We start from the raw sequence: 20,605 nt of genomic DNA, 5'->3' as shown, positions 1-20,605 counted from the left end.
ACCCGGCCCGGCTCCAACGGCTCCAGCACCTCAGGGCAGGCGGCGACCGACACATCCTCAAGCGTCGACGCGTTCGCCGCGCTCAGCCGCCACGCCCGCTCCCCAACCGGAGCCGTCAGCTCCGGTGGCGCGCCGGCACGCACCAGACGCGGCACGAACGGCCGGCCGTCCCGGACGGCCACCTGCGGTTCGACTGCGTACCGGGACGCACCGCCGGGGTCGGTGCCGCCGTCGAGATCGATCAGAACGAAGCGGCCCGGGTGCTCCGCCTGGGCGCAGCGCACCAGACCCCACACCGCCGCCGCGTCCGGGTCGGGCGACTCCCCCACCGCACCGCGCGTGACCACCGCGAGCCGCCGGTCATCATCGGATCCGGAGCCGGCCAGCCAGTCCCGCACGGCCTGCAACGCCTCATCCGCCGTGCCCACCTCCACGACGGAGAGGGCCTGCTGAACGGCGTCGATGGGCTCGGGGCCCCGGGTCCATTCGAGCGAGTACAGTCCGCGCGCGGCGCCGCGGAAGCGCCGGGGATCGGCCGGGCGCATGAGAACCGACTCCGCGGTGAGCACGAGAGCGCCGGCGGTGTCCGCCACCACGAGCCGCACCTGATCGCCGTCCCGGGTCAGCCGGACGCGAGCCGCGCCGGCGTCGACGGCGTGCAGCTCCACGCCGCTCCAGGTGAACGGCAACCAGAGCGAGCCGCTGTGCAACTGGTCGGCGAGCAGCGGATGCAGGGCCGCGTCCAGCAGGGCGGGATGCAGGCCCAGACCTGCCGCTTCGCCTGCGGCCTCGGGCAGCACCACCTCGGCCAGCAGGTCCCCGCCGTCTCGCCAGGCGGCGCGGAGCCCCTGGAACGACGGTCCGTACTCGTAGCCCGCCGCGGCGGCGTCCGCGTAGAAGGCCGCCACGTCGAGCGGCACCGCGTCAGCAGGGGGCCATGGCTCGCCCGCCGGCTCCCCGCCGCCCGCGGGTTCGCTGGTCAGCGTGCCGGACGCGTGACACAGCCACTCGGTGTCCTGCCGTGAATAGATCTGCACGTCGCGCCGGCCGCCGTCGTCGGCCGCCCCGACCCTCACCTGTACGGGAAGCTCACCCGATCGGGGCAGCACGAGAGGTGTCCGCAGGGTCAGTTCCTCCACCCCGGAGCAGCCGGTCTCGTCGGCCGCGCGCAGCGCCCATCCGAGCAGGGCGGTGCCGGGTAGTGCGGTCGTCCCGCCGATGACATGGTCGGCCGGCCATCCCCCTTGGGCCGCGGAGACCTTCCCGCTGAGGAGGTAACTCCCGTCCGCGCCTTCCAGCGCGGAGTCCGGGCCCTGCCTGTCCCGGCCGTTCAGCCAGAACCGCTCGCGCTGGAACGCATAGGTGGGCAGGTCGACGACGGCCGGACGAGGGTCGTCGGGGAACCACGGAGTCCAGTCGACGTCGATGCCGTCGCCGTGAAGCCGGGCGAGGGCCCGGCCGAGGGCCAGGGGGTCCGGCTGGTCGTGGTCGAGCACGGCCAGTGCTCGCGCGTCCTCGGCGATGTGCTGGACGGCCGTGGCCAGCACGGGGTCCGGGCCGAGTTCCACGAAGGTCTTCGTCTGGTGGGTGAGCTGGGTGATGGCCTGATGGAACCGCACCGGCTCACGCACCTGCCGCACCCAATAGTCAGCCGTGGCGATACCGCTCTCCTCCAGTTCACCAGTCAACGTACTGACCAGCGAGATCACCGGATCACCAAAGGACAGACCAGCGATGGCAGCCGCGAAATCATCCAGCATCGGCTCCATCAACACCGAATGGAACGCATGACTGACCGACAACCGCTTGGTCCTGCGCCCCCGCCCCGACCACCACCCCTGCACCTCGGCGACCAGGTCCTCCGGCCCCGACACCACCGAACTGTCAGCAGTATTGAACGACGCGATGCTCACCCCTTCGGGAAGGGTTCCGGCCAGCTCTTCCGCTCCCGCCTGAATCGCCACCATCGCACCCCCAGCAGGAAGCGCCCCCATCAACCCCGCCCGCGCAGCCACCAACCGGCACGCATCCGCAAGGTCGAACACACCGGCCACATACGCCGCAGCCACCTCCCCGATCGAATGACCCACCACCGCGCCCGGCCGCACACCCATACTGGCCAGCAACCGCGCCAAACCGACCTGCACCGCGAACAACCCCGCCTGCGCATACATAGTGTGATCCAGGACCTCTGGATCCCCGGCCAGGACGACCGATGCCAGCCCATGCTCCAGATGCGGATCCAGCAGCCCGCACACCTCGTCAAAGGCCTCCGCGAACACCGGGAACCGCTCATACAAACCCGCACCCATACCCGGTCGCTGACTGCCCTGACCACTGAACAGCCACACCACCTCACCACTCACCGGCTCCACCGAATCGGCGGCATCCAGGCCCGCCACCAACTCCTCACGCGAAGAACCGATGGCCACCAGCCGACGCTCCAACAGCGACCGCGACGTGATCAACGACCAACCCACCTCGACCAGCGACACCTCAGAAGCCTCAGCCACAAACTCCTTCAGCCCTGTCGCCTGCGCACGCAACGCCTCCGCACCGCGCGCCGACACCACCCACGGCACCACCCCGGCCGGCTGGCAGGGCTCGGGCTCGGGTTCCTCCCCCTGTTCCACGATCACGTGCGCGTTGGTGCCCGAAGCGCCGAAGGACGAGATCCCGGCACGTCGCGGTCGGCCGGCATCGGCCCACGGGACGGGCTCGGTCAGCAGCCGCACGGCCCCCGACGACCAGTCGACGTGCGGCGACGGCTCATCGACGTGCAACGTGGCCGGCAGGACGCCGTTCCGCATGGCCAGCACCATCTTGATCACACCGGCGACACCGGCCGCGGCCTGGGTGTGGCCGAGGTTGGACTTGATCGACCCGAGCCGGAGCGGGCGATCGGCGGGCCGGTCCGCACCGTAGGTCGCCAGCACCGCCTGCGCCTCGATCGGGTCGCCCAGGGCGGTGCCGGTGCCATGGGCCTCGACGGCGTCCACGTCGGCGGGACCCATGCCGGCCGACGCCAGCGCCGTCCGGATCACTCGTTCCTGCGCGGGGCCGTTGGGCGCGGTGAGCCCGTTGCTCGCACCGTCCTGGTTGACCGCCGACCCCCGGACCACCGCCAGTACGCGATGACCGTTGCGGCGCGCGTCCGACAGACGTTCCAGCAACAACAGGCCGACGCCCTCGGACAGGCCCGTGCCGTCGGCGTCCGCCGCGAACGCCTTGCACCGTCCGTCCGGGGCCAGACCGCGCTGCCTGGCGAAGTCGACGAAGGGGGCGGGCGTCGCCATCACCGACGCCCCGCCCGCGAGCGCGAGATCGCACTCGCCCTGGCGCAGCGCCTGGCAGGCCAGATGAATCGCCACCAGCGACGACGAGCACGCCGTGTCCACCGTCACCGCCGGTCCCTCCAGGCCGAAGGTGAACGCGACGCGGCCGGACAGCACGCTGCCCGAGCCGGCCAGCCATCCGTAGCCTTCGAGGTGTGCGTCGCGCACGGCCGTCCCGGTTCCGTAGTCGTGGTACATCAGGCCCGTGTACACGCCCGTCGGCGTGCCCTTCAGCTCGGCCGGAGGGATGCCCGCCCGCTCGAACACCTCCCAGGCGGCCTCCAGCGTCAGCCGCTGCTGCGGATCGGCTGCCAGCGCCTCGCGCGGGTTGACGCCGAAGAACTCGGCGTCGAAGAGCGCGGCGTCCTGAAGGAAGCCGCCCTGGCGCACATAGGTGGTGCCGGGATGGTCGGCGTCCGGGTGGTAGAGGGAGCCGAGGTCCCACCCGCGGTCGGCGGGGAAATCGCCGATGCCGTCCGCCCCCGAGGAGACCAGTCGCCACAGGTCTTCCGGTGAGGCCACGCCGCCGGGATACCGGCACGCCATCGAGACGATCGCCACCGGCTCGTCCGGCCGGGCCGCCACCCGCGCCGGGGCGGTCGTGCCCGGTGCGGGCTCGGCCGATGTGAACCGGGTGGCCAGATGCTCGCCCAGCGCCCGCGGTGTCGGGTAGTCGAACACCAGCGTCGCGGGCAGGCGCGACCCGGTCGCGGTGGCCAGCCCGTTGCGCAGTTGCACCGCCGTCAGCGAGTCCAGGCCCAGTTCCTTGAACGAGACGCCGGCGTCCATCGCGTCCGGAGAGGCGTGCCCCAGCACCGTCGCCGCATGTTCCATGACGAGGCCGGTCAGCACGTCGCGGCGCGCCTCGGGCGCCAGTCTCGCGAGTGCGTCCGCCTCCGCCGCGGCGGCGGCCGCGTCGCCCGCCGCCCGCCGCCGCGTACGCCCGGTCAGACGCCGCAGAAGCGCCGGTACGTCGTCCGCCGGGATCGCGCGCGGATCCAGGCCGGCCGCCACCACGCAGGACCGGCCGGACCGCAGGGCCGCCTCGAACAGGGCGAGTGCCCGCTCCGTGGGCAGCGGGGTGATCCCCGCGCGCCTCATGCGGGCGAGGTCGGCCTCGGTGAGGCCGCCGGTCATGGCGCTGGATCGGGCCCACAGGCCCCATGCCACCGAGAGGCCGGGGAGGCCGCGGCTGCGGCGGTCCTGGGTCAGTGCGTCGCAGAACGCGTTCGCGGCGGCGTAGTTGGCCTGCCCAGGGCTGCCCAGGAGCGCCGCGGCGGAGGAGAACGTGACGAACATCCGCAGCGGCAGGTGCTCCGTCGCAGCGTGCAGGTTGGCCGCGCCCGTGGCCTTCACGGCCCATACCCGGGCCAGCTTCGCCGGCGTCTGGGAAGTGATCACGGCGTCGTCGAGCAGCCCGGCGGCATGAACGACACCGGTCAGCGGGCGAGCCGGGTCGATGCCGCCGACGAGGTCGCGCACCGCGGCCGCGTCGGTGACATCGAGTGAGGCGAGCTCGACGTCCGCGCCGAGCTCGGTCAGCCGCGACAGCAGTTCCGCCGCGCCGGGGGCCTCCGCGCCGCGCCGGGACGCCAGCACCAGGTGGCGTACCTGTCCGGAGCGTACGAGATGCTCGCCGATCAGCCCGCCGAGGGTGCCGGTTCCGCCGACGATCAGTACGGTGCCGTCCGGGTCGAGCGCGTCGGACGGATCGATCCGCTCCGCCGTCCCCGCGCGGTCGAGCCGCGGCACCAGAGGCGTGCCCGCGCGAACCGCCAGTTGCGGCTCCGCGGGATCCAGCGACCGGGCGACCGCCGCGGCATCGGCCTCGCCGTCGACATCGATCAGCGTGAACCGGCCGGGATGCTCCGCCTGGGCGCTGCGGACCAGCCCCCAGACCGCCGCGCCGCCCGGGTCGGGGTCATCGGTCGCGACTGCTCCACGCGTGACCAGGGCCAGCCGGGAGCCGGCGAGGCGCGGGTCGGCGAGCCATCGCTGGAGCAGAGCGAGTACCCGTTCGGACGCCGCGATGTCGCCGCCCTCGTCGATCGAGGCGACGACGACCGGGGGCGCGGTGGCTCCCGCTTCGAGTGACGCCTCCAGATCGTCCAGCTCCAGCCACTCGCCGGCCGTCGCCTCCTCCTCCTGCCGCGCCGCCCGATGGGGCGTCCACTCCAGGGCGAACAGTCCGTGCGCGTCGTCCATGGCGGCGGCCGCGATATCCGCCGTCCCGGCGGGACGCACGGCCATCGCCTCCACGTCGAAGACCGGCACGCCGGCCGGGTCGGCCGCCGACAGCCGGAATCCCTGACCGGCGTGCGACGGAGACACCGTCACGCGGATCGAGGTCGCCGCGGCGGCGTGCAGCGACACGCCGCTCCAGCTGAACGGCAGCAGGGCCGTGCCTTCCTCGTGCGCGGCCATCGGAAGGAGCGGATGCAGAGCGGCGTCCAGCAGGGCGGGGTGGACGGCGAACCCGTCCGCGGCCCCCGCGGTCTCCGGCAGCCGTACGTCGGCGAACAGGTCGCCGCCACGTCGCCAGACGGCGCGGACGCCCTGGAACGCCGGTCCGTACTCATATCCCGCCGCGGCGGCGTCTTCGTAGAGATGTTCGGTGTCGACCGGCTCCGCGTCGGACGGCGGCCACGCCCCGTGCCCTTGCGGCGCCGGCCGAACCGGCACGTCGCCGAGGAAGCCGCTCGCCTGGCGCACCCACGTGCCGCCGTCGCCGGATCGGGTGTGGATCCGGATCTCGCGCCGCCCGTCTCCCGCGGGCTCACCGACCGCCACCTGGACGGTCAGGTCGCCCGATGAGGGCAGCACCGTGGGCGCGTGGAGGACGAGCTCGTCGACTCCGGAACAGCCGGTCTCGTCGGCCGCCCTGAGCGCCCAGTCCACCAGAGCCGCCCCCGGGACCAGCGGGTATCCCGAGATCTCGTGGTCCGCCAGCCAGGGGAGCGCCTGCCGTGACACCCGCCCGGTGAGCAGCCGTTCACCCGTCTCGGCCGCCTCGACGGCGGCCCCGAGCATCGGGTGATCGACCTCGGCCAGGCCGAGTGCGGCCGGGTCACCGGCGCAGCGGCCGCCCGACGGCGGGAACTCCGTCCGTTGGAAGGCATAGGTGGGCAGGTCGACGAGGGAGGGCGCGGGGTCGGTGGGGAACCAGCGGGCCCAGTCGATGTCGACGCCCGCGGTGAACGCCCCGGCGAGCGCCCGGACGAGCTCGTCGTCTCCACCCTGGTCGCGGCGCAGTGTGCCCAGGACGACGGCCTGCACGCCCGCGTCGTCGGCGCACTCCTCCAGTCCCATCGTCAGCACGGGGTGCGGGCTGGTTTCGATGAAGGTCCGGTGACCGTCCTCGATCAGAGCGTTGACGGCGTCGGCGAAGCGGACGGTGTGGCGCAGGTTGTCGACCCAGTAGGCGGTGTCGAGGGTGGTGCCGTCGGCCTGGGTGCCGGTGAGGGTGGAGTGGAAGGTGATGTCGGTGTGGAGGGGGGTGATGTCGGTCAGTGTTTGGGTGAGTTCGTTGGTGATTTGGTCGATGTGGGGGCTGTGGGAGGCGTAGTCCACGTCGATCGTTCGGGCTCGTAGTCCGTTGTCCTGGGCGGTGGTGACGATTGTGGTGATTTGGTCGGGTGGGCCGGAGATGACGGTGGAGGTGGGGCTGTTGATCGCGGCGATGGTGACGTCCGGTGCGTCGGTGAGCAACTGCGCCGCGCGCTCTTCGCCGACGCCGAGTGAGGCCATGGCGCCCTGCCCGGACAGCCGTCGCAGGGCCTTGCTCCGTACGGCGACGATCTTGGCGGCATCATGGATGGTCAGGGCTCCGGCGACGCAGGCGGCGGCGATCTCGCCTTGGCTGTGGCCGATCACCGCCGAAGGGACGACGCCGTGGTCGGCCCAGACGGCGGCGAGGGAGACCATGACCGCCCACAGCGCGGGCTGGACGATGTCCACGCGTGACAGCTCGGTGCCGTCGCCGCGGATCACCTCGGTGAGCGACCAGTCCACGTGCGGGTTGAGGGCCTGTTCGCATTCGGCCATCCGCGCGGCGAACACCGGCGACTCCTCCAACAGCCGCGCACCCATCCCGGCCCACTGCGAACCCTGACCCGGAAACACCAGCACCGGACCAGACCCAGGATCCTTGACCATCCCGGTCACCACGTCCGGATGCGCCACACCCTGGGCGAGCGCCGCCAAGCCCCGCGCCGGATCCGCACCCACGACCACCGCACGATGCTCGAACACCGAACGCGTCCTGACGAGAGACCAGCCGACCTCGATCGGCGACAACTCGGGGTGGGCGGTCAGGTGCCCGGCCAGACGCCCCGCCTGCTCCCGCAGCGCCTCCGCCGACCTCGCCGACACCACCCAGGGGGCCATCGCTGGGAGATCCGCAGGCACGGCCCCCGGGTCCGCCTCCTGTGCCTGCTCCAGGATCACGTGGGCGTTCGTGCCGGACATCCCGAAGGCGGAGACGCCGGCGCGGCGCGGGCGGCCGTTCTCCGGCCAGTCCACCGCCTCGGTCAGCAGCCGGACCTCACCCGCCGACCAGTCCACATGCGACGACGGCTCATCGACATGCAACGTCGCGGGCAGCAGCCCATGCCGCAACGCCATCACCATCTTGATCACACCCGCGGCCCCCGCCGCGCCCTGGGCATGCCCGATGTTCGACTTGACCGATCCCAGCCACAACGGCCGGTCGCCGTCCCGGCCCTGCCCGTAGGTGGCCAGCAGCGCGCCGGCCTCGATCGGATCGCCCAGCGTCGTGCCCGTGCCGTGCGCCTCGACCGCGTCGACCTCCGCGGCCGACAGGCCGGCGCTGGTCAGCGCCGCGCGGATCACCCGCTCCTGGGCCGGGCCGTTCGGCGCGGTCAGACCGTTGCTCGCGCCGTCCTGATTGACCGCCGACCCGCGCACCACCGCCAGCACCCGGTGCCCGTTGCGCCGCGCGTCCGGCAGCCGCTCCAGCACCACCAGCCCCACACCCTCGGCGAAGCCGGTGCCGTCGGCCGCCGTCGCGAAGGACTTGCACCGGCCGTCGGGCGACAGGCCCCGCTGCCGCGAGAACTCGGTGAATCCGCCGGGCGTGCTCAGGACGGTCACACCGCCGGCGAGCGCAAGCGAGCACTCTCCCTGCCGCAGCGACTGGCACGCCAGATGCATCGCCACCAGCGACGACGAACACGCCGTGTCCACCGTCACGGCCGGCCCCTCCAGACCGAGCGTGTACGCCACCCGGCCCGACAGCACGCTGAGGGCGTTGCCGGTCAGCAGGTAGCCCTCGGACCGCTCGTCGGCGTGGGGCGTGCCGAAGCCGGGCAGGCCCGCGCCGATGAAGACGCCGGTCGGGGTGGCCCGCAGCGATACCGGGTCGATGCCCGCCCGTTCGAAGGCCTGCCACGAGGTCTCCAGGAGCACGCGCTGCTGCGGCTCCATCGCGGCCGCCTCGCGTGGGCTGACACCGAAGAACGTTTCGTCGAACAGGTCCGCGCCGTCGAGGAAGCCGCCTTCTCGCGCGTAGCTCGTCCCCGGGTGATCGGGATCGGGGTGATAGAGCGCTTCGAGATCCCAGCCGCGGTTCGCGGGGAATCCCGAGATGGCGTCCCGGCCCGCCGCCACGAGATCCCACAGGTCCTCGGGCGAGTCGACGCCACCGGGGAAGCGGCAGGCCATGCCCACCACGGCCATCGGCTCCCGGTGGCGTTCCTCCATCTCCGCCAGGCGTTCCTGGGTCTCCCCGAGTTCGACCGTCACCCGCTTGAGATACTGCCGCAGCTTCTCTTCCGTGCCCGACATCAATCCTCGTTCCCTGACGATCGCAGTTTCCGGTCGATGAGCGCGAACATCTCGGTGTCCGACGCGGCCTCGACGTCGGCGGCCGTCGCCGGGACGACCCGTTCGCCGTCCAGGCTCGCGAGCAGCCCCCGCAACCTGCGGACGACCCGCTCCCGCGACGCCTGATCCAGGGCGAGCGCGCCGAGCTCGCTCTCGACCCGGCCCAGGTCGCCGAGGAGCGGCTCGACGGCGTCGGCGGCCGGCGCCGCCGTGCCGCCGAGGTCCAGCAGGTCCAGCAGGTGGTCGGCGAGCAGGGTCGCCTGCGGATAGTTGAAGACGACGGCCGCGGGCAGGCGCAGGCCGGTGGCGGCCGACAGCCGGTTGCGCAGTTCGACCACGGTGAGGGAGTCGAAGCCGAGCTCCTTGAAGGAGGCGTTCGCGCGGACCTCACCCGCGTCGCGGTGGCCGAGCACCGCGGCGGCCTGCGAGCTCACGAGGTTCAGCAGCGCGGTGCGCCGCTCGGCGTCGCGCATTCCGGCCAGCCGGCCCTTCAGGTCGGTGGACGTCTCACCGGGTCCGGACGCGGCTCGCCGTCCGCGGCCCGCGGCCGTGCTCACCAGCGTCCGGAGCATGGCGGGCACCGCCTCGGCCGGCTGTCCGGCCAGCGCGCGCGGATCGAGGTTCATCGCCACCACGTGGGCTCCGCCCTCCTCGCCGGCGATGTCGAGGAGCGCGGTGCCCTGCTCGTCGCCGAGCGGGGCGAACCCGCTGCGCCGCAGGCGGCCGAGGTCGGCGGCGGTGAGGTGGCCGGTCATGCCGCTGGCGTGCTCCCACAGTCCCCAGGCGATCGACTGCCCGGGCAGCCCGGCGGCGCGCCGCTGAGCGATGAGCGCGTCGCAGTAGGCGTTCGCCGCCGCGTAGTTGGCCTGCCCCGGGCTGCCCAGGGTCGCGGCCGCCGAGGAGAACACCACGAAGAAGCCGAGCCGGGTGTTCGCGGTCGCGGCGTGCAGGTTGGCGAGGCCCTTGGCCTTGGGCTCCCACACCCGTCGAAGCCGGCGGGCGTCCATGTCGCCGACCAGACCGTCATCGATCACACCGGCGGCGTGGACCACCCCGGTCAGCGGATGCCCGGGGTCGATGCCCTCGACCAGTCTCGTCACGGCGTCGGCATCGGTCACGTCGGCGGCCACCACCGTCACATCGGCGTCCAGCCGGCGCAGGAGTTCCCGGGCTTCCGGTGCGTCCGGGCCACGGCGGCCGGCCAGCAGCACGTGCCGCGCCCCCCAGGCCTGGATCATGTGCTCGGCGATCAGCCCGCCCAGGGCACCGGTGCCACCGGTGATCAGCACCGTGCCGTCGGGGTCGAACGCGGCCGGGACGTCCAGCACGACCTTGCCGACGTGCCGCGCCCCGCTCATCGTCCGCAACGCCTCACGCGCCCGCCCGAGCGGCCACGAGCCGACCGGCAACGGCTCCAGCGCCCCTTCGTCGAACAGCTGCCGCAACCGGCCCAGCATGGTCCGGATCAGATCCGGGCCCGCGTCGGGCACCAGGTCGAACGCCCGGTACCGCACGCCCGGGTCGGACCGGACATCGGTCTTGCCCATCTCCACGAACCGGCCGCCCTCCGCCAGCGACCGGAACGACGCGTCGGTGAACTCCCCCGCCAGACTGTTCAGCACCACGTCGACGCCCCGGGAGTCCGTCGCCTCCCGGAACACCCGCTCGAACTCCAGGTCACGCGAGGACGCACGGTGCCCGGCGTCGATCCCCATCCGTTCGAGAACCGCATGCTTGGCCGGGCCGGCCGTCGCGAACACCTCGGCGCCCAGATGCCGCGCGATCTGCACGGCGGCCATTCCCACGCCGCCCGTCGCCGAATGCACCAGCACCGATTCCCCGGCTTCCAGACCCGCCAGCTCCACCAGCCCGTACCAGGCCGTCAAGAACGCCACCGGCACCCCGGCCGCGGCATCGAATCCCCAGCCCGCCGGGATCCCGACCACCATCCGGGCGTCCGCCACCGCCACCGGGCCGAAGGCACCGTCGAAGACGCCCATCACCCGGTCTCCCACGGCCACCCCGGCGACACCGGGTCCTGCTTCGAGCACCACGCCCGCGCCCTCGGTGCCGTGGAAGACCCCGTCGGCGTCGGGGTACATGCCCAAGGCGATCAGTACGTCCCGGAAGTTCACGCCCGCGGCGTGGACCTCGACCCGCACCTGGCCCTCCCCGAGCGGCGCCAGCGCCTCCGGGCAGGCGACCGCCGAGATGCCGTCCAGCGTGGCCGCCGGTCCGGTCATGCCGAGTCGCCAGGCGGGTTCCCCGGCCGGGCCCGCCAGCGCCCGCGGCGCGCCGCACCGGGCCAGGCGCGGGACGAGCGGCTTGCCGTTCCGGACGGCCACCTGCGGTTCGCCTGACCGCAGCGCGATCCCGACACAGGCGTCGAGGTCCTCGTCCTCGTCGACGTCCACCAGCACCAGCCGGTCCGGCTGCTCGGCCTGGGCACTTCGCACCAGACCCCAGACCGCCGCGGCATCCGGGTCCGGGTCGGCCGCCACCGCGCCGCGGGTGACGATCGCCAGCCGCCGGTCCGCCGGGGCCGGTCCGGCCAGCCAGTCCTTCACCCGCGCCAACGCCTCCTCGGCCGTCGCCGCCTCGACGGACTCGCAGTCGTCCGCCATGGGATCGCCGACGTCCGGAGCCGGCACCCACTCGACGGCGAACACGTCGCCGGTGCCGCGCGGTCCAGCCGCCCGGAGCCGGCGGTCGCCGGCCTGCCGGAGGGCGACCGAGTCCACCTCCAGCACGGGGGCGCCCGCCGTGTCGGTGACGCTCACCCGCACGCCCTGGTCGAGTCCCTCGCCCAGCGGTGACAGTCGGACGCGGACGGACACGGCGCCCACGGCGTGCAGCGTCACCCCGGTCCAGGTGAACGGGAGCCAGACCCGCCCGTCGCGGAAGTCGCCGATCAGAAGGAGCGGGTGCAGCGCGGCGTCCAGCAGCGCGGGGTGGACGCCGAATCCGTCCCGGTCCCGGACGACCTCGGGCAGCTCGAGCTCGGCGAGCACGTCGGCGCCCTGCCGCCACACCGCCCGTACGCACTGAAAGGCGGGGCCATAGCCGTACCCGGCGTCCGCGGTGTCACGGTAGAATCCGGCGGTGTCCACGGGCTCGGCTCCGGCCGGCGGCCAGGCGCCGGCCGGCGGCCCGGCCTCGCCGGGCGGTTCCGCGCCGAGTACGCCGGTCGCATGACAGGCCCACGCGGTGTCGTGGTCGGCACGGGAGTACACGTTCACCTCACGGCGTCCGCCGTCGTCCGCGGCGCCGACCGCGACCTGGACGTTCAGTGCGCCCTCCCCCGGGACGACCAGAGGCGCGTGGAGGACGAGTTCTTCGACACCGGAGCAGCCGGCCGCGTCGGCGGCCCGCAGGGCCCATTCCAGCTGTGCCGCGCCCGGGACCAGCACGGTGCCCGCGACCGTGTGGTCGACGAGCCAGGGTGGTCTTCGCCGCGAGATCTGCCCGGTGAGGACGCAGCCGTCGCCCGCGGCGTGCTCCACGACGGCACCGAGCACCGGATGGCCGGTGGATGCCTGTCCGAGATCGTCGACCCGCACCGCCGGGTCGCCGGCCGACAGCCAGTAGCTCTCGCGTTGGAAGGGGTAGGTGGGCAGGTCGACGAGGGAGGGTGCGGGGTCGGTGGGGAACCAGCGGGTCCAGTCGATGCCGACGCCTGCGGTGAACGCCGCACCGGCGGAACGGGTGATCTGCTGCAGGTCGCCGTGATCGCGGCGCAGCGTCGGGAGCACGACGGCCTGCACGTCGGTCTCATCGAGGCACTCTTCGATTCCTGGCACCAGACTCGGATGCGGGCTGGTTTCGATGAAGGTTCGGTGGCCGTCGTCAAGGAGTGTCTTGACGGTGTCGGCGAAGCGGACGGGTTGGCGCAGGTTGGTGACCCAGTAATCGGCATCAAGCGTGGTGCCGTCGGCCCGGGCGCCGGTGACGGTCGAGTAGAACGCCACGCCGCACTTGGCCGGGACGATGCCCGCCAAGGCCTCGATCAACTCGCCCGCGATCTGATCGACCTGCGGGCCGTGCGAGGCGTAATCCACCTCGATCATCCGCGCACGCAACCCCTGCTCCCGAGCCACCGCCACCACCGCCGCCACCTGTCCGGGCGGACCCGACACCACCATCGACACCGGACCGTTCACCGCCGCGACAGCGACGTCCGGCGCATCGGTGAGCAACTGCGCCGCCCGCTCCTCGCCGACACCCAGCGAGGCCATCGCGCCCTGCCCCGAGAGCCGTCGCAGAGCCTTGCTCCGCACGGCCACGACCTTGGCGGCATCGTCGATGGTCAGGGCACCGGCCACACAGGCCGCGGCGATCTCGCCCTGGCTGTGCCCGATCACCGCCGAAGGCACAACGCCGTGGTCGGCCCAGACGGCCGCCAGGGAGACCATGACCGCCCACAGCACGGGCTGGACAACATCCACCCGCGACAGCTCGGTGCCATCGCCGCAGATCACCTCGGAGAGCGACCAGTCCACGTGCGGGTTGAGGGCTTGTTCGCACTCGGCCATCCGCGCGGCGAACACCGGCGACTCCTCCAACAGCCGCGCACCCATCCCGGCCCACTGCGAACCCTGACCCGGAAACACCAGCACCGGACCAGACCCAGGATCCTTGACCATCCCGGTCACCACGTCCGGATGGGCCACACCCTGGGCGAGCGCCGCCAAGCCCCGCGCCGGATCCGCACCCACGACCACGGCACGATGCTCGAACACCGAACGCGTCCTGACGAGAGACCAGCCGACCTCGATCGGCGACAACTCGGGGTGGGCGGTCAGGTGCGCGGCGAGCGCCCGAGCCTGTCCGCGCAGAGCCTCCTCGGTGGAGGCCGAGACGACCCATGGCGCGACGCCCTCGACGCCCTCGCCGGCTCGTCCCGGATCCGGTTCGGGAGGCTCTTCGAGGATCAGATGAGCGTTGGTGCCCGAGAAACCGAAGGAGGAGACGCCGGCGCGGCGCGGGCGGCCGTTCTCCGGCCAGTCCACCGCCTCGGTCAGCAGCCGGACCTCACCCGCCGACCAGTCCACATGCGACGACGGCTCATCGACATGCAACGTCGCGGGCAGCAGCCCATGCCGCAACGCCATCACCATCTTGATCACACCCGCGACACCGGCGGCCGCCTGCGTGTGCCCGATGTTCGACTTGACCGTCCCAAGCCACGCCGGACGATCGTCCGGGCGCCCCTGCCCGTACGTCGCCAGCAGCGCGTTCGCCTCGATCGGATCGCCCAGGGTGGTTCCCGTGCCGTGCGCCTCGATCACGTCGACGTCGGCCGCGGTCAGACCGGCGCCTGCGAGCGCGCCCCGGATGACGCGTTCCTGAGAGGGGCCGTTCGGCGCGGTCAGACCGTTGCTCGCGCCGTCCTGGTTGACCGCCGACCCGCGCACCACCGCCAGCACCCGGTGCCCGTTGCGCCGCGCGTCCGACAGCCGCTCCAGCACCACCAGGCCGACGCCCTCGGCCCAGCCGGTGCCGTCGGCCGCCGCCGAGAACGCCTTGCACCGGCCGTCCGGTGACACGCCTCGCTGCCGGGAGAACTCCACGAAGGTGTTCGGGGTGGCCATCACCGTGGCGCCGCCCGCCAGCGCCAGCGAGCACTCCCCCTGCCGCAGCGACTGGCACGCCAGATGCATCGCCACCAGCGACGACGAACACGCCGTGTCGACCGTCATCGTCGGCCCCTCGAGGCCGAACGTGTACGCCACCCGGCCCGACGCGACGCTCGGCAGGCTGCCGGGCATGAGCCGGCCCTCGACCTCCGCCGGGATCCGGCCCAGGAAGCGGCTCCCGTAGTCGTCGTACATGATTCCGGTGATCACGCCGGTCTGGCTGCCGCGCAGCGTCGCCGGGTCGATGCCCGCCCGTTCGAACGCCTGCCACGCGGTCTCCAGCAGCAGGCGCTGCTGCGGGTCCATCGCCACGGCCTCACGCGGGCTGATCCCGAAGAACCCCGCGTCGAACAGGTCGGCGTCATAGAGAAACCCGCCCGAACGCACATAGCTGTGACCCGCACGGTCGGGATCGGCGTCGAACAGCGTCGACAGATCCCAGCCCCGGTCGGCGGGAAACTCTCCGACCGCGTCGCCCCCGGCGGCGACCAGGTCCCACAGCTCCTCCGGCGAAGCCACACCACCCGGATACCGGCACGCCATCCCCACGATCGCGATCGGGTCGTCGCCGGCCGGGCGGTCCGCGGGCATGGGAAGTGATCCGTCCGTCCCCTCGCCGAGTAGTTCCCCCCGCAGGTGGTCGATGAGCGCCTCGGGCGTCGGGTGGTCGAAGACGACCGTGCTGGGCAGCGTGACGCCGCTCGCCGCGCCGAGGCCGGCCCGGAGCTCCACGGCGGTGAGGGAGTCGAAACCGAGATCCTGGAAGGCCCGGCTGAGGTCGATGTCCTCCGGATCCGGGTGCGCGAGGACGGCGGCGACCCGCTCCCGGACGAGCGCGCGGAGGGCCCGGTCCCGTTCGGCTTCCGGGAGCGCCGCGAGACGCTCCCGCCATGGCCCCGGCGCGGAAGCCGAAGGCGTGCGGACCAGACCGCGCAGAACCGGCGGCAGAGCCCCGGCCGTGGCCTGCTTTCGCAACGCCGCGTGGTCGAGCCGGACCGGCACCAGCGTGGGCTCCGCCATGGAAAGTGCCGCGTCGAGCGTCGCGAGCCCCTGTTCTGGAGTGGTCGGGACGACTCCGGAACGGGCGATGCGGGCCGCGTCCCTCCCGGCGAGAGCGGCGGCCATTCCTCCGTCGGCCGCCCAGGGCCCCCAGGCGAGCGAGACCGCGGGCAGGCCCTCGGCGCGGCGGTGCTCGGCCAGGGCGTCCAGGAACGTGTTCGCCGCGGCGTAGCCGCCCTGACCGGCACTGCCGAGGACACCGGCGGCCGAGGAGAACAGCACGAACGCCCCGAGGCCCTTGTCCCTGGTCAGGCGGTGCAGATGCCAGGCCCCGGCCACCTTGGGCGCGAGGACGCCCTCCAGACGCGACCCGGTGAGCGACGTGACGACGCCGTCGTCGACGACTCCGGCGGCATGGACCACGGCGGTCAGCGGGTGCTCGGCGGGAATCGACGCGAGCAGGGCCGACAGCGCCTCGGGGTCGGCGACGTCGCACGAGGCGACGCGGACGTCGGCGTCCAGGTCGTCCAGCCCGGCCGGGCCGCCGCTCCGGCTGACCAGCAGCAGGTGCCGCGCTCCATGCGCGGTCACCAGATGCCGGGCGACCAGGCGGCCGAGCGTCCCGGTCCCGCCGGTGATGAGGACGGTGCCGTCCAGGTCGAACGGGCGTGCGGCCTCGTCCAGGCCCTCGATCCGGGACTTGACCAGGCGTGGGACCACGACGTCCCCGTCACGGACGGCCGCCTGCGGCTCCGCGGCGGCGAGGGCGGCCCGCAGGGCGCCGGGCTCGGTGTCTCCGTCGAGGTCGAGGAGGGCGATCCGGCCGGGGTGTTCGGCCTGCGCCGCGCGAACCAGGCCCTGAACGGGTGCGGTCACCAGGTCGCCGGAGGTCACGATCACGAGACGGCCGGTCGCGAACCGCTCGTCGGACAGCCAGTCCTGGAGCACCGCGAGCACGTGGCCGGTGACGGCGGAGGCCCGTTCCGGCACATCGCCGCCGGCCGGTCCGTCCGGGCAGGTCACGATGACCACGTCGGGAGCCGATCGCAGCGCGGAGAGGTCGGGATGGACGGGAACGCCCTCCAGGCCGAGGCCGTCCGGCCCGATCACCGCCCAGTCCCCGGCCGGAGCCCCGGGCTCGGCGTTCAGCGGCTGCCAGGTCAGGCGATACGCGGATTCGCCGGCCGCCGCGTGGGCGCCGCGCCAGCGATCGGCGGAAACGGCCCGGAGGGCCAAGGCGTCGATGGTCAGGGCCGGAGCGCCGTCCTGACCGGTCAGGACCAGACCGAACGCGTCGGCGCCGGCGGACCTGATCTGGACGCGCAGCCGGGAGAGGCCCGGTGCGCGCACGCGCACGCCGCTGAACGAGTACGGCAGCCGCACGGCCGGGCCGTCCTCCCGGTAGACCTCGTCGATCGCGTGGAGCGCGCCGTCGAGCAGTGCCGGGTGAACGACGTAGGCCCGCGTGTCGCCGGCCTGCTCCGAGCCGGGCCGCACCTCCGCGAAAAGGTCGTCGCCGAGCCGCCACGCGGCCCGCACCCCCCGGAAGGCGGGCCCATAGCGGTAGCCCCGGTCGGCGAGGCGCGAGTAGAGCTCATCGACGTCGACCTCGGCGGCACCGGGCGGTGGCCAGGCCGCCGAATCGGCAGGCGCCGTCTCACCGGCCGTCTCACCGGCCTGCGATGCGAACGTCCCGGCGGCGTGACGGATCCAGTCGTCCTCGCCGGTGCCGCGCGAATGGATCGCGACCGGTCGCCGGCCCGCCTCGTCGGGGGCCGCGACCGTGACCTGGACATCGACACCTCCCGATGGCGGCAGCAGGAGCGGTGCCTCCAAGGTCAGGTCGTCTATCAGGTCGCAGCCCGCCTGGTTCGCGGCGGCCAGGGCCAGTTCGAGGAAGGCGGTGGCGGGCAGCGGCACGGCACCGGCGATCTCGTGATCGGCCAGCCAGCCGTGCGCGCGCAGGGACAGGTGGCCCGTGAGCAGCAGTTCCCCGGTGGCGGCCTCGACCATGATCCGCAGGAGCGGGTGGTCCGCCGGGCCGACGCCACCGGAGTCGCCCACGACGGTGTCCGGGATCGGCCGCCAGTAGCTCCGTCGCTGGAACCGGTACGTCGGCAGCGGGATCGTGCGCCCGCCGGGCGGCAGGGCGGCGGCGAAGTCCACCGGCGCGCCGTCGACGTACAGGTCCGCCAGGGCGGTGAGGAACGTACGGGTCTCGGGACGGTCCTTGCGCAGGGCCGCGGCGAACACGCCGTCCTCCAGGCAGTCCCTCGCCATGGCCGTGAGCACGGGAGCCGGGCCGAGTTCGAGGTGGCGGACCACCCCTTCGGCACGCAGGGTGCGCAGGCCGTCGGCGAACCGGACCGGTTCGCGGGCGTGCCGTACCCAGTACTCCGGGTCGCCCAGCTGGTCCGCCCCGGCGACCTCGCCGGTGAGGTTGGAGATCACCGGGAGGCGCGGCGAGCCATAGGACAGGCCATGGGCGACCTCACGGAAGTCGTCGAGCATCGGGTCGAGCAGCGGCGAGTGGAACGCGTGGCTGACCCGCAGCCGCCGGGCCTTGTGTCCCGTGGCCCGCAGGCGGTCCGCCACCTCCTCGACGTCGCGTTCCGCACCGGACACGACCACGGCCGCCGGACCGTTGACGGCGGCGAGCGAGACGCGGTCCGCACGTCCCGCGAGCAACGGGAGCACCTCCGCCTCGGCGGCCTGGACGGCGACCATCGCGCCGCCCGGCGGCAGTGCCTGCATGAGCTTCCCGCGCGCGGCGACCAGCGCGCAGGCGTCGGGCAGCGACAGGACTCCGGCGACGTGTGCCGCGACGAGCTCGCCCACCGAGTGGCCGGTCAGGTGGCCGGGGACGAGCCCGAACGACTCGACCAGCCGGAACAGCGAGACCTCGAGCGCGAAGAGCGCGGCCTGGGTGACCTCCGTCCGGTCCAGCTCGCCGGCGTCGTCCGAGGTGAGGACCAGGTCGCGGAGCGAGCGGCCGAGCAGCGGGTCCAGGTGCGCGTCGATCTCGTCGAAGGCCTCGGCGAACGCCCGGTGCTCGTGATACAGCTCGCGGCCCATGCCGGGACGCTGGCTGCCCTGCCCGGTGAACAGGATCGCCGTGTCGCCGTCGCGCACCGGCCCGGGGCCGTCCGCCAGGGCGGACAGCCCCGCGAGCAGCTCGGCACGGTCGGTGCCGAGCAGGACCGCCCGGTGTTCGAACGACGTGCGCGTGGTGGCCAGCGACCGGCTGACGTCGGCGATGGCGGCCTCGGGGTGCGCGGCCACGTGCTCGGCCAGCGCCTTCGCCTGAGCCGTCAGCGCCTGCGGGGTACGGCCCGACAGCGGCCATGCCACGATCCGGGGCGCGGCCGCCGGCGGTGCGGGCTCCTCCGGCGGAGGCGCGGACTCCACCGGAGGCGGTGGCTCCTCGAGAATCAGGTGCGCGTTCGTGCCGGAGATGCCGAAGGACGACACGGCGGCCCGCCGCGAGCGCTCTTCGCGCGGCCACGGGACCGGCTCGGTGAGCAGCCGGACGGCATCGCCCGCCCAGTCCACGTCGGGGGTGGGCCGGTCGGCGTGGAGGGTCGCGGGCAGCCGCTCGTGCCGCAACGCCATGATCATCTTCAGTAGGCCGGCCACGCCCGCCGCGCCCTGGGTGTGGCCGAGGTTGGACTTGACCGCGCCGAGCCACAGTGGACGGCCGACGTCGCGATCCTGCCCGTAGGCGGCCAGCAGGGCCCGCGCCTCGATCGGGTCGCCCAGCCGGGTACCGGTGCCGTGCGCCTCCACCGCGTCCACGTCGGCCGCCGACAGCCGCGCGGACTCCAGCGCCTGCCGGATCACGCGCTGCTGCGCGGGGCCGTTCGGGGCGGTGAGGCCGTTGCTGGCCCCGTCCTGATTGATCGCCGAACCACGGATCACCGCGAGCACGTCGTGGCCTTCCGCGAGCGCGTCCGACAGGCGTTCCAGCAGCACCAGCCCGACGCCCTCGGCGAAGCCGGTGCCGTCGGCCCCGGCCGAGAACGGCTTGCACCGGCCGTCGGGCGCGAGCCCGCGCTGCCGCGAGAACTCGACGAACACGTTCGGCAGGGCCATCACCGTGACTCCGCCCGCCAGCGCCAGCGCGCACTCGTTCCGCCGGAGGGCGGTGCACGCGAGGTGGATCGCGACCAGCGAGGACGAACACGCGGTGTCGATCGTCACCGCGGGCCCCTCCAGGCCGAGCGTGTAGGCCACGCGGCCCGAGAGGACGCTCGGGGCGTTGCCGGTGATCAGGTAGCCCTCGGCGCTCCGGTCCGCGTGCGGCGTGCCGAAGCCGGGAAGCGCGGTCCCGGCATAGACGCCGGTCCGGCTTCCCTTCAGCGAGACCGGGTCGATGCCCGCCCGCTCCAGCACTTCCCATGACACCTCCAGCAGCTTGCGTTGCTGGGGATCGAGCGTCAGAGCCTCGCGCGGGCTGATGCCGAAGAACTCGGGGTCGAACAGGGCGGCGTCGTCAAGGAAGCCGCCGGCGCGGGCGATGCTCGTGCCGGGGTGGCCGGGGTCGGAGTGGAACAACCGGTCGAGGTCCCAGCCGCGATCGCCGGGGAACTCGCTGATCACCTCACCGCCGGAGGCGATCAGCTCCCAGAGCTTCTCAGGCGAGTCCACCCCGCCGGGGAAACGGCACGCCATCGAGACCACGGCCATGGGCTCGGCGTCCCGCTCCTCGACCTCGCGCAGCCGCCGCCGCGTGTCGTGCAGGTCGGTGGTGACCCGCCGCAGGTAATCGACCAGCTTCTCTTCGCTGACCAT

Annotated in this window: 2 protein-coding genes; both read right to left on the bottom strand. The window is 73.4% G+C overall.

Annotated features, from left to right (window positions below):
• Positions 1 to 9,140: SDR family NAD(P)-dependent oxidoreductase (locus ACGFNU_RS50530; RefSeq protein ID WP_392604122.1), on the bottom strand; the 9,140-nt coding region annotated here is incomplete at its 3' end.
• Positions 9,140 to 20,605 (bottom strand): SDR family NAD(P)-dependent oxidoreductase, encoded by an 11,466-nt coding sequence (locus tag ACGFNU_RS50525; protein WP_392604120.1) that lies wholly within the window; start codon positions 20,603 to 20,605, stop codon positions 9,140 to 9,142. The genes ACGFNU_RS50530 and ACGFNU_RS50525, both read right to left, overlap by 1 nt.

The organism is Spirillospora sp. NPDC048911 (genome assembly GCF_043198015.1).
In the GTDB taxonomy this organism is placed as follows: Bacteria; Actinomycetota; Actinomycetes; order Streptosporangiales; family Streptosporangiaceae; genus Spirillospora.
This window is presented reverse-complemented; position numbering and strand designations above follow the sequence as displayed.

What these genes read in the sequence shown, in the direction of transcription:
- ACGFNU_RS50525 (WP_392604120.1), bottom strand. Translation starts at nt 20,605, where the DNA reads ATGGTCAGCGAAGAGAAGCTGGTCGATTACCTGCGGCGGGTCACCACC.